Annotated in this window: 10 protein-coding genes and 1 other RNA gene; 2 read left to right on the top strand and 9 right to left on the bottom strand. The window is 65.8% G+C overall.

From position 1 onward, the window contains the following. Position 1: 1 nt before the first annotated feature. The 9 genes from mraY to rsmI form a co-directional block, all read right to left on the bottom strand. Positions 2-1084, bottom strand: a complete 1083-nt coding sequence (gene mraY / locus CXK94_RS12785) for a phospho-N-acetylmuramoyl-pentapeptide-transferase (protein ID WP_102894616.1) — start codon at positions 1082-1084, stop codon at positions 2-4. Continuing rightward, a complete protein-coding gene (locus CXK94_RS12780; RefSeq protein WP_102894615.1) occupies positions 1084-2460 on the bottom strand; it encodes a UDP-N-acetylmuramoyl-tripeptide--D-alanyl-D-alanine ligase in 1377 nt (458 codons plus the stop codon). The genes mraY and CXK94_RS12780 overlap by 1 nt, the downstream gene beginning before the upstream one ends. Then, on the bottom strand, positions 2453-3916 hold the full coding sequence (locus CXK94_RS12775) for a UDP-N-acetylmuramoyl-L-alanyl-D-glutamate--2,6-diaminopimelate ligase (protein ID WP_102894614.1): 1464 nt from the start codon (positions 3914-3916) through the stop codon (positions 2453-2455). The genes CXK94_RS12780 and CXK94_RS12775 overlap by 8 nt, the downstream gene beginning before the upstream one ends. Next, positions 3916-5643, bottom strand: coding sequence for a peptidoglycan D,D-transpeptidase FtsI family protein (locus CXK94_RS12770; protein ID WP_102894613.1), 1728 nt, complete (start codon positions 5641-5643; stop codon positions 3916-3918). The genes CXK94_RS12775 and CXK94_RS12770 overlap by 1 nt, the downstream gene beginning before the upstream one ends. After that, on the bottom strand, positions 5640-5921 hold the full coding sequence (gene ftsL, locus CXK94_RS12765; RefSeq protein WP_272888630.1) for a cell division protein FtsL: 282 nt from the start codon (positions 5919-5921) through the stop codon (positions 5640-5642). Before ftsL ends, CXK94_RS12770 begins: the two co-directional genes overlap by 4 nt. 5 nt (positions 5922-5926) lie before the next feature. Next, positions 5927-6874 (bottom strand): 16S rRNA (cytosine(1402)-N(4))-methyltransferase RsmH, encoded by a 948-nt coding sequence (gene rsmH, locus CXK94_RS12760; RefSeq protein ID WP_102894612.1) that lies wholly within the window; start codon positions 6872-6874, stop codon positions 5927-5929. After that, entirely contained in the window at positions 6871-7326 is a 456-nt protein-coding gene (mraZ, locus tag CXK94_RS12755; RefSeq protein ID WP_037038536.1) for a division/cell wall cluster transcriptional repressor MraZ, read from the bottom strand. Before mraZ ends, rsmH begins: the two co-directional genes overlap by 4 nt. Before the next feature lie 295 nt (positions 7327-7621). Beyond that, an RNA gene (rnpB, locus tag CXK94_RS12750) (RNase P RNA component class A) lies at positions 7622-7981 on the bottom strand. Between the two features lie 100 nt (positions 7982-8081). After that, positions 8082-8948, bottom strand: a complete 867-nt coding sequence (gene rsmI / locus CXK94_RS12745) for a 16S rRNA (cytidine(1402)-2'-O)-methyltransferase (RefSeq protein ID WP_102894611.1) — start codon at positions 8946-8948, stop codon at positions 8082-8084. Between the two features lie 120 nt (positions 8949-9068). Here rsmI and CXK94_RS12740 point away from each other — a divergent pair, with 120 nt between their 5' ends. Beyond that, positions 9069-10880, top strand: a complete 1812-nt coding sequence (locus tag CXK94_RS12740) for a penicillin-binding protein activator (RefSeq protein WP_128576104.1) — start codon at positions 9069-9071, stop codon at positions 10878-10880. Continuing rightward, positions 10877-11239: a YraN family protein gene (locus CXK94_RS12735; protein WP_037038532.1), complete on the top strand. Its 363-nt coding sequence runs from the start codon at positions 10877-10879 to the stop codon at positions 11237-11239. The genes CXK94_RS12740 and CXK94_RS12735 overlap by 4 nt, the downstream gene beginning before the upstream one ends. Positions 11240-11344: the final 105 nt, after the last annotated feature.

The raw sequence follows: 11344 nt of genomic DNA, 5'->3' as shown, positions 1-11344 counted from the left end.
GTTACCTCAGTTTCAGGGTGGCGAGGCCGACGAGCACGAGGATCACCGTGATGATCCAGAAGCGCACGATTACCCGAGGTTCGGGCCAGCCCTTGAGTTCGAAATGGTGGTGGATCGGCGCCATGCGGAACACGCGCTTGCCGGTCAGCTTGAACGAGGCGACCTGGATCATCACCGACAGCGTTTCCATCACGAACACGCCGCCCATGATGAACAGCACCACCTCCTGGCGGACGATCACTGCGATGGTGCCCAGCGCCGCGCCCAGCGCCAGCGCGCCGACGTCGCCCATGAAGACCTGCGCCGGATAGGTGTTGAACCAGAGAAAGCCGAGACCGGCGCCGATCAACGCGCCGCAGAACACGATCAGTTCGCCCGCACCCGGGATGTAGGGGATCAGCAGGTATTCGGCGAAGTTCATGTTGCCGGACAGGTAGCAGAAGATGCCCAGGCCGCCGCCGACCATCACCGTCGGCATGATCGCCAGGCCGTCGAGGCCGTCGGTGAGGTTGACCGCGTTGCTCGAGCCGACGATGACGAAGTAGGTCAGCACCACGAAGCCGATCCCCAGCGGGATCTCGATGTTCTTCAGCAGCGGCAGGATCAGCGTGGTCTCCACCGGCGTCTGCGCGGTCATATAAAGGAAGACCGCCGCGCCGAGGCCGAACACCGACTGCCAGAAATACTTCCAGCGACTCGGCAGGCCGCGGGAGTTCTTCTCGATCACCTTGCGGTAGTCGTCGACCCAGCCGATCGCGCCGAACAGCAGGGTCACGGCCAGCACCACCCAGACATAGCGGTTGGACAGGTCGGCCCAGAGCAGGGTGCTGATGCCGATGGCGCTGAGGATCAGCGCGCCGCCCATGGTCGGCGTGCCGGATTTCGACAGGTGCGACTGTGGCCCGTCGGTGCGCACCGCCTGGCCGATCTGGCGCAGCTGCAGGGTGCGGATCAGCCACGGGCCCATCCACAGCGAAAGCACCAGGGCGGTGAGCACGCCGAGAATTCCACGCAGGGACAGGTACTGGAAGACCGCGAAGCCCTTGTGGAACTGTTGCAGATACTCGGCGATCAGCAGCAGCATCAGTGTTTCTCCATGGTTGGCCCGGCAAGCGCATCGACGACCTTGTCCATCGCCGCGCTGCGTGAGCCCTTGATCAGAATGGTGGTGGCGCTGCCCTGTTCGGCACGCAGGGTTTCGATCAGGCTGTGCTGGTCGGCGAAGTGCCGGGCACCGGCGCCGAAGGCCGTGACCGCATGCGCCATCAGCGGCCCGACCGCATAGAGCGCATCGACCTTGCCGGCGGCATAGGCCCCTACCTCGCGGTGCCCTTGCTCCGCCCACTCGCCGAGTTCGCCCATGTCGCCGAGCACGAGGACGGTGCGGCCGGCAAAACCGGCCAGCACATCCACCGCGGCACATATGGACGCCGGATTGGCGTTGTAGCTGTCGTCGATCAGCCGCACGCCGTTGGCCAGCATCTGTGCCACACCGCGGCCCTTGACCGGCTGCAGGCTTTCCAGGCCCGCGACGATGGCCTCGCACGGCACACTCAGGGCATGCGCGGCGGCGGCAGCGGCCAGGGCATTGGCGACGTTATGCCGCCCCAGCAGATTCAACTGCACACGGGCCGTCCCGCAGGGACCGGTGAGCACGAAATTCGGACAGCCGCGCCGGTCATAGGCGATCGAGCCGGGATAGAAGTCGGCCAGCGGGCTTTCCAGGCCGAAGCTGACGATACGTTTGCCCCCAACCCGTTCGGTCCAGATCGGATACGCCTTGTCGTCGCGATTGAGCACGGCGATACCGGCCGCGCCCAGCCCGTCGAGAATCTCGCCCTTGGCTTCGACGATCTTCTGCGGACCGCCGAATTCACCGACGTGGGCGGTGCCGGCATTGGTAATCAGGCTGACATCCGGACGCACCAGACTCACCGTGTAGGCAATCTCGCCGGGACGCGAGGCGCCCAGCTCGATGACGGCGCTACGGTGCTGCGGGTCGAGTTCCAGCAGGGTCAGAGGCGCGCCCAGGTCGTTGTTCAGGTTGCCACGGGTAGCCAGTACCGCATCCTGGCCATGGGCCGCGCGCAGGATGCTGGCCAGCAGCTCCTTGACGCTGGTCTTGCCGCTGGAGCCGGTAATCGCGGCTACCGGTCCGTTGAAGCCGGCGCGATTCAAGGCGCCCAGCCGGCCCAGCGCCAGCCGGGTATCGGCCACCACCAGCTGCGGCAGCGGCGCATTGGCGATTTCGCGCTCGACCAGCGCTGCGACGGCGCCGCGCGAGGCAACGTCCGCCAGGTAGGCATGGCCGTCGAAGCGCGGACCGGTCAGGGCGATGAACAACTGGCCCGGCTGGATCGCGCGGCTGTCGGTACACACTGCGGTGAAGCTGGCGTCGGCACCGACCAGGCGGCCGTCCAACGGCTCCTGCAGGCGACTCAGGCTCATGGCTTCAAGCATCGGGCGCCTCCCAGGTGGCCAGGGCCGTGCTGGCCTCTTCCAGATCGGAGAACGGCTGCCGTTCGCCGCGAATTTCCTGATAGTCCTCGTGGCCCTTGCCCGCCAGCAGCACCACATCCTCCGCCCGGCTGGCGGCGATAAGCGAGGCGATTGCCTGGCCGCGGCCGTGCAGGAAGGTGACGTGCTCGGGATGGGCGAAGCCCGTGCGGATGTCCGCGAGAATCTGCTCGGGCGCCTCGTTGCGCGGGTTGTCGTCGGTGACCAGCACCTCGTCGGCCAGCCGCTCGGCCACTTCGGCCATCAGTGGGCGCTTGCCGCGATCGCGATCGCCGCCGCAACCGAACAGGCAAAGCAGCTTGCCGCGCGCGTGTGGGCGCAGGGCGCTGAGCACCTTTTCCAGAGCGTCCGGGGTGTGCGCGTAATCGACCACCACCAGCGGCCGCTCGCCGCCGCCGAGGCGCTGCATGCGCCCAGCCGGGCCTTCGAGTTCGGGCAACACCGCGAGGATTTCGTCCAGCGGGTAGTCCATACCGAGCAGCGCACCAACCGCCGCCAGCACGTTGCTGACGTTGAAACGCCCCAGCAACGGACTGCGCAGCGAGCGTTCACCCTGCGGCGTGATCAACCGGGCATGGATGCCGTCGTCGTCCAGCCGGGCGTCGGCGCAGTAGAGATAAGCGGACGGGTCTTCCAGGCTGTAGCCGATCAGGCGGGACTCGGCGGCTTCGCCGGCGAGCGCACGACCGAAGCCGTCATCCAGGTTGACCACCCGACAGCTCAAGCCCGGCACGTCGAACAGGCGCGCCTTGGCCGCACCGTAGGCTTCCATGCTGCCGTGGTAGTCCAGGTGGTCGCGGGACAGGTTGGTGAACACCGCCACGTCGAACTCCAGCGCGGCGACGCGCCCCTGCTCCAGGCCATGCGAGGAAACCTCCATCGCCACCGCCCGCGCGCCCTGCTGCTTCAGGCTGGCCAGGGTCGCCTGCACGCCGATGGCATCCGGCGTGGTGTGCCGGCCCAGCTCCAGTTGCCCATGGAAGCCGGTACCCAGGGTGCCGATGATTCCGCAGGGCTCGCCGAGCCGATCCAGCGCCTGGGCGATGAGCTGGCTGACACTGGTCTTGCCGTTGGTGCCGGTGACGCCGACCAGCCGCAGGCTGCGACTGGGTTCGCCATAAAAGCGCCCGGCGATGGCGGAGAGCTGCCCGGAAAGCTGGCGCACCGGCAGCATCACCGCCTGCGCCGAAAGCAGCTGGCCCGCGCCTTCGGCCTCGTAGGCCACCGCTGCGGCGCCCCGGGCGATGGCATCGTCGATATGGTCGCGACCGTCCTGCTGCAAGCCCGGCACGGCGAGGAACAGATCGCCGCCGCGCACCTTGCGGCTGTCGAGGGTCAGCTCGCGGATCAGCACGTCGCTGCCGGCCTGCGGCAATAGATGATTCAATGGCATCGGCATCAGCTGCGCCCTCCCTTGCCTTTCGTCGCTTCGGCCGTTTGCAGTTCCGCCGGCGGCGGCAGGTTGTCCGGGGCGACATTCATCAGCCGCAGCGCGCGCGCCATGACCTTGCCGAATACCGGTGCGGCCACCAGGCCACCGTAGTACTGGCCCGTGCTGGGCTCGTCCACCACCACCACGGCGGCGATCCGCGGATTGGACAACGGCGCGACGCCGGCGAAGAAGGAGCGGTAGGCGTCCTTGGTATAACCGCCGGTGCCGGAAATCTTCTTCGCGGTGCCGCTCTTGCCGCCGACGTGATAGCCCGGCACCTTGGCGCGGGCACCGCCACCACCGTCCTCTTCGACGACGGCCCGCAGCATCTGCAGCACGGTACCGGCGATCTGCTTGTCGATGACCTGCACGCCGTCCTGGGTGCGGTCCAGGCGCAGCAGCGACAGCGGCACGTTGACCCCGGCATTGCCCAGCACCGCATAGGCATGCGCCAGTTGCACCGCCGTCACCGAGAGACCGTAGCCGTAGGCCAGCGATGCGGTTTCGGCATCGCGCCACTTGCGATGGTTGGGCAGGTTGCCGACGCGCTCGCCGGGGAAACCGAGCCCGGTATCCTGGCCGAAACCGGCCTGCTGCATCACCGCGTAGACCGGCTCGGCACCGATATCCAGGGCAATCTTGCTGATGCCGACGTTGCTCGACTTCATCAGGATGCCGGTCAGCGACAGCATGCCTCCGCGCGAGACGTCGCGGATGGTGTAGCGGCCGATACGCATCCAGCCCGGCAGGGTATTGACGACCGAATCCGGCTGATACTTGCCGGTGCCCAGCGCCGCGGCGATGCTGAACGGCTTGACCGTCGATCCCGGCTCGAACACGTCGATCATGGCCCGGTTGCGCATGGCGGCCGGCTGCAGGTTGCGGCGATTGTTGGGGTTGTAGGTCGGCTGGTTGGCCATGGCGAGGATCTCGCCGGTCTTCACGTCGATCATCACCAGGCTCGCCGCCTTGGCGCCGTATTCCTGCACCACGTTGCGCAACTCGCTGTGGGCCAGATACTGCAGGCGCAGGTCGATCGACAGCGCCATGGCCTTGCCGGCCTTGGCGTTCTTCACTACTTGCACATCCTTGATCAGGCGGCCACGGCGATCCTTGAGCACCTGGCGCTTGCCGGGAACGCCGGCGAGCCATTCGTCATAGGCCAACTCCATGCCTTCGCGGCCACGGTCGTCGATGTCGGTGAACCCCACCACATGGGCTGCCACCTCGCCGGCCGGATAGAAGCGGCGGAATTCCTCCTGGGCGTAGACGCCGGGAATCTTCAGGTCGAGCACGCTCTGCCCCTGCTCCGGGGTCAGGCCGCGCACCAGATAGATGAATTCGCGCGAGGCCTGCTGTTGCAGGCGCTCGGTCAAGGCAGCGGCGTCCTGGCCAAGTGCCTTGGCCAGTTCCGGCCAGCGCGCACGTGCGGCCTGCAGTTCCCGCGGGTTGCCCCACAGCGTGGTGACCGGGGTGCTCACGGCGAGCGGCTCGCCATTGCGGTCGGTGATCAGGCCACGGTGCGCGGGAATCGGAATATGGCGAACGCTGCGGGCATCGCCCTGCTCCTTGAGGAAGCCCTGGTTCATGACCTGCAGGTCGACGATGCGCCAGGCGATCGTCCCCACGAGCAACGCCAGCAGCGCCAGCACGATGCGAAAGCGCCAGGGATAGAGCGCGCCCTGGATCTTCATGGCTTCACCAACCGCACATCAGCGGCCGCCGGGATGTGCATGCGCAGCTGCTCGCTCGCGAGAATCTCGATGCGGCTGTGGGCGGTCCAGGTGCTCTGCTCGAGGATCAGCCGGCCCCATTCGGCCTGGGCCTTGTCGCGCACGCTCAGCTCGCCGTAGAGCTCGTTGAGCAACTGGCGGTTCCAGTGCGCGCTGTAGGCCACGGCGATCGCCGACAACAGGACGCCGGCGAACAGCACCAGCATCAGCAGGCTGCCGCTGGGCATGGAACGCAGCATCCGGCTCACCGCACTTTCTCCGCCACGCGCATGACGGCGCTGCGCGAACGCGGGTTGGCCCGGACCTCCGCCTCGGAGGCGTATTGCGGCTTGCCGATCAGTTTCAAGCGGGGCTCGAAGGCCTTGGGGATGATCGGCAGATCGCGCGGTAGCTTGTCTGCCTCGCCCTTGGCATGCCGCCGCATGAATTGCTTGACGATACGGTCCTCCAGCGAATGGAAGCTGATGACCACCAGCCGCCCGCCGACTTCGAGCGCTTCCAGCGCGGCGTCTAGGCCCTTTTCCAGATCGCCGAGTTCGTTGTTGACGTGGATACGCAGCCCCTGGAAGGCACGGGTCGCGGGGTTCTTGCCCTTTTCCCAGGCCGGATTGGCATCGGTCAGCACCTTGGCCAGGTCCGCGGTGCGCTCGAAGGGTTTTTCCGCGCGGCGCTGCACCACGGCACGCGCCATGCGCTTGGCGAAGCGCTCCTCGCCATACTCCTTGAACACCCGGGCAATCTCGTCTTCGCCGGCCTGGGCGATCCACTCCGCCGCGCTGACGCCCCGGCTGGGGTCCATGCGCATGTCCAGCGGGCCGTCGCTGAGAAAGCTGAAACCGCGCTCGGGGTCATCCAGCTGCGGCGAGGAAACCCCCAGGTCGAGCAGAACACCGCTCAGCGTCCCGGTCCAGCCACGCTGCGCCACTTCCTCGCCGAGTTCGGCAAAGCTTCTCTGCACAACGACAAAGCGGCCGTCCTCGGCCGCCAGTGCTTGCCCCGTAGCGATGGCTAAGGGATCCTTGTCGAACCCCAGCAAATGGCCATCAGGCCCGAGCTGCTCCAACAGTAGCCGGCTATGCCCGCCGCGGCCGAAGGTGCCATCCAGATAGCGACCGTCCGGGCGCACGGCCAGCGCCGCGACGGCTTCGTCGAGCAACACGGTGATATGTCGCAGGCTGCTGATCTGGCTCACAGGATAAGGTCACGTAGTTCTTCCGGCAGACCGCCGGGTTGCTTGATGGCCGCCAGGTCCGCGTCGGATATCGCGTTCCAGTCGTCCTCGTTCCACAGTTGAAACTTGTTGAGCTGCCCCACCAGCATTGCGCGCTTGTCGAGCCGGGCGTACTCGCGCAGGCGCGGCGGCACCAGCACACGGCCGCTTCCGTCCATCTCCAGATCCACCGCATTGCCGATCAGCAGACGCTGCAGACGGCGGGCTTCCTCGCGCAACGAAGGCAGGTCGCGCAACTTGGCTTCGATCAATTCCCACTCGGGCAAGGGATAGATGCACAGGCAACGATCCACGGCATCGATCGTGATGATCAACTGGCCATCGCCACGCGAATTCAGCTCGTCGCGATACCGGCTGGGCATGGCAAGCCGGCCTTTGGCGTCGAGACTGATGGCGTTGGCTCCGCGAAACACGGCTGCGCTTCCCCTGAATTAGCTATCCATGCCCATATTTACCCACTTCATGCCACTTCTTACCACTTGTGCGCACTATAGAAACGCACCCGCCCCACCGTCAAGGCGAGCCCGACGGGAAAAAGCCTTACGGAGCGGCAATTTAGCGAGCCCGAGCGGAGGAAACGGCTGAAGAAGACAAAAAGCGGTTACCAGGAGGGAAAAGGCACAAGCACTTACCCAACAAAGTTAATGTGCTTTGTTAAGTGCAAGAATCTTTCGGAATTAAAAACGGGCGAAACGGAAGGAATAAAAGTTGGAGAGTCGATCTGTAAGCCGGGTTCTGTCGAGGACAGCCATTCCTCTACGACAGCCATCGCTGACTGCCTCTAGCAACCTACCCGGACCCAGCGCGGGCCACGCCAGAGGGTCCCTATTTGGTCTTGCTCCCAGTGGGGTTTACCTAGCCACGGACTGTTACCAGCCGTGCGGTGCGCTCTTACCGCACCTTTTCACCCTTACCGGCACCGAAGCGCTTAGGCGGTTGTTTTCTGTGGCACTTTCCGTAGGCTCGCGCCTCCCAGGCGTTACCTGGCACTTTGCCCTATGGAGCCCGGACTTTCCTCCCTCCCTTCTTGCCGGAACAAAAAGAGACAGCGACTGTCCGATCGACTCTCCGCCGACAAGGGTAACGACCCAAGCTGCAAGCTGCAAGCCAGCGGCTCACACCGGCCAAGCTTTTTCTTCCAGCTTCAAGCTTATGACTTCAAGCTGCTTTACCCCTGCCTTGCCAATGCCGCCTGGTACAACAGGTTCTTGCGCACCCCGGTGATTTCGGCCGCCAGCGCGGCGGCACGCTTGAGCGGCATCTCCGCCAGCAGCAGATCGAGCACCCGCAGCGCCTCGGCACTCACCGCATCTTCACCTTCCGGAGCCTGCCAGCCGCCGACCACCAGCACGCACTCGCCACGCTGTTGATTGGCGTCGGCCTCGACCCAGGCGCGCAGCTCGCTCAGCGGCATACCCTGCAAGGTCTCGAAGGTCTTGGTCAGCTCACGCCCCAGCACTACCGCGCGCTCGCCACCGAACACCTCCTGCAGATCACCCAGGCACTCCAGAATGCGATGCGGCGCCTCATAGAATATGAGGGTACGCGGCTCGTCCTTCAGTTGCTCGAGACGCGTGCGACGTCCAGCAGCCTTGGCCGGCAGGAACCCCTCGAAAATGAAACGATCCGACGGCAACCCCGCCGCCGACAATGCCGCAACCAAGGCACAGGCCCCCGGCACCGGCACCACACGGATGCCTGCCGCCCGCGCCTGGCGGACCAAGTGATAGCCGGGATCGGAGATGAGCGGGGTACCGGCATCGGAAATCAGCGCGACATCGTCGCCTGCCAACAGACGCCCGAGGAAGCGCCCACCCTCGTCGCGCTCATTGTGCTCATGGCAGGCAGCCAGAGGCGTCTGGATACCGAAGTGCGCCAGCAGCCGGGAGGAGTGACGAGTGTCCTCCGCGGCGATCAGCGCCACCTCACGCAGCACCCGCAAGGCGCGGGCACTGATGTCCTCCAGGTTGCCGATGGGCGTGGCGACCACATAAAGCGTACCCGCGCCGGAATTCGCAACACCGCTGGCAGTCACAGGGCTTACCTCAATCACGGAAATGCGCATTGTAGCCCGATTCAGTGCCGCGACATCGCGGCTGCGTCGGGGCTTGGGTACAATCCGTGCACACTCGCCAGTGCTTTCAGGAACGATTACATGATGGTCCGCCTTCGCCCACTTCTCTTCATCTGCCTAGCTGCCATGCTTTCGGCTTGCGCCAGCTCGCCCTCTTCCACGCTGGGCGAACTGCCGCGCACCCCGCAAGCCACGACGCAGCAATTGCTGCAGCAGGCCGATAGCAGCGATCCGGAGCAGGCCGCACAACTGCGCCTGGCCGCGGCCGACCAGAGCATGCGCCAGGGCAATCCGGCACAGGCCCGCAGCATTCTCGGACAAGTTCAGCTGGATGCCCTGAAGCCAGCCCAGCAAATCTTCGCGCGCACCCTTCAAGCCGAACTCGCACTGGCCGACGATCAACCACGCCAGGCCGAGCAAGCCCTGCAGCACCCGGCATTCGAACGCCTCGGCGAGCTTCCCGTGGAACAACAGATCCGCACCCAACTGGTTCGCGCCCAGATGTTCGAGGCCACCAGCCAGCCACTCGCCGCCGCCCGCGAACGGGTATTCACCGCCCCCCTGCTGAGTGGCCAGCAGGCCAAGGATAATCACGAGGCCATCTGGAAGCTGATCTCCGCCCTGCCGGCGGAACAGCTGCACGGCGCCACCGAACCGGACCTGGCCGGCTGGCAGGCGCTCGCCGCCACCCTCAAGCAAGCCGGCACCGTTGCCCAGCAGCAGCGCGCCATCGACGACTGGATCGCCCAGAACCCGCAGCATCCCGCCGCACAGCAGCTCCCGGAACCACTGCTGAAGCTTCGCGAACTCGCCGACCAGCCATTGACCAATATCGCCTTGCTGCTCCCCATGGAAGGTCAACTGGCCAACGTCGCCCGCGCCCTGCGTGATGGCTTCCTCGCTGCCCACCTGCAGGAACAACAAAGCGGGCAGGCGTTGCGGATCGAACTGTATGACAGCACCCGCCTGACCTCCATCGACGACTTCTATCGTCAGGCCGGAGCCGCCGGTGTCCAGTTGGTGGTCGGCCCGCTGGAAAAGGATCTCGTACGACAACTCGGCGAACGCGACCAACTACCGATCACCACCCTGGCGCTGAACTACAGCGATGCCGGCCAGCGAACGCCCCCGCAACTCTTCCAGTTCGGACTCGCCGCCGAAGATGAAGCCCGCGAGGTTGCCCGCCGCGCCTGGGCCGATGGCCATCGCCGAGCCATTGCCCTGGTCCCTCGCGGCGACTGGGGCGCCCGCATTCTCGAGGCGTTCCGCCAGAGCTGGCAGGAGGCCGGCGGCACTCTCGTCGCCGCCGAGCCACTGGCCGAGCCGGTCGAGCTGGCCAACCAGATCGCCGACCTGCTGCAATTGCGCCACAGCGAGAGCCGTGCGCAGCAACTGCGCAGCACCATAGATACCGCCACCACCTCGCAACCCACGCGCCGCCAGGATGTCGATTTCATCTTCCTCGCAGCCACCCCGCAGCAGGCGCAACAGGTCAAGCCGACCCTGATCTTCCAATACGCCGGCGACCTGCCGGTATATGCCACCTCGCACCTGCACGCGGCCAATCATGACCGGACACAGTACCTGGACCTCGAAGGCATCCGCTTCGCCGAGACGCCATGGCTGCTGGACAATCAACTGCCGCTGCGCCAGGAAGTCGAGCGCAAGTGGCCGCAGGCGGGGGGCAGCCTGGGCCGGCTGTACGCCATGGGGGCCGATGCCTATCTGCTCGCCCCGCGCCTGAACCAGCTGCTGGCATTGCCGGGCACAAGGCTCGAAGGGCTTTCGGGAACCCTCAGCCTCAATCCGCAACAGCGCATCGAGCGCCAGCTGCCATGGGCCGAGTTCCATGGCGGCGAGGTCGAGCGGATGCCGGACAACCCGCTCCAATGAGCGACAGCCAGAGCAGCGGACGCTCTGCCGAAGCGCTAGCCCTGAACCACCTCGCACGGCAGGGGCTGCGCCTGCTCGAGCGCAACTGGTCCTGCCGCAGCGGCGAGCTTGATCTGGTCATGCTCGACGGCGATACAGTAGTATTCGTCGAGGTCCGCTACAGGCGGCACGCCGCCTGGGGCGGCGCACTGGAGAGCGTCGACGCGCGCAAGCAGCAGAAGCTGATCAAGGCGGCCCAGCTATTCCTGCAGAAGGAAAGCCGCTGGGCCAGCAGCCCCTGCCGTTTCGATGTCGTCGCCATTGCCGCACACGGACAGAGCCAGAACCTGAACTGGATCCGCAACGCCTTTGATAGCTGAACGATCCATCCCGGCAGTCGCTGTACGATGCCCCCAGCCCTAGTGAACCGCGAGCGAATCGCCCGAGCGGCACTCGGGCACGCCCGCCACCTTGAAGGTCAATCA

The organism is Stutzerimonas stutzeri, assembly GCF_002890915.1.
GTDB classification, from domain to species: Bacteria; Pseudomonadota; Gammaproteobacteria; order Pseudomonadales; family Pseudomonadaceae; genus Stutzerimonas; species Stutzerimonas stutzeri_AF.
The sequence above is the reverse complement of the archived record's forward strand: the minus strand, read 5'-3'. Positions and strand labels throughout refer to the sequence as shown.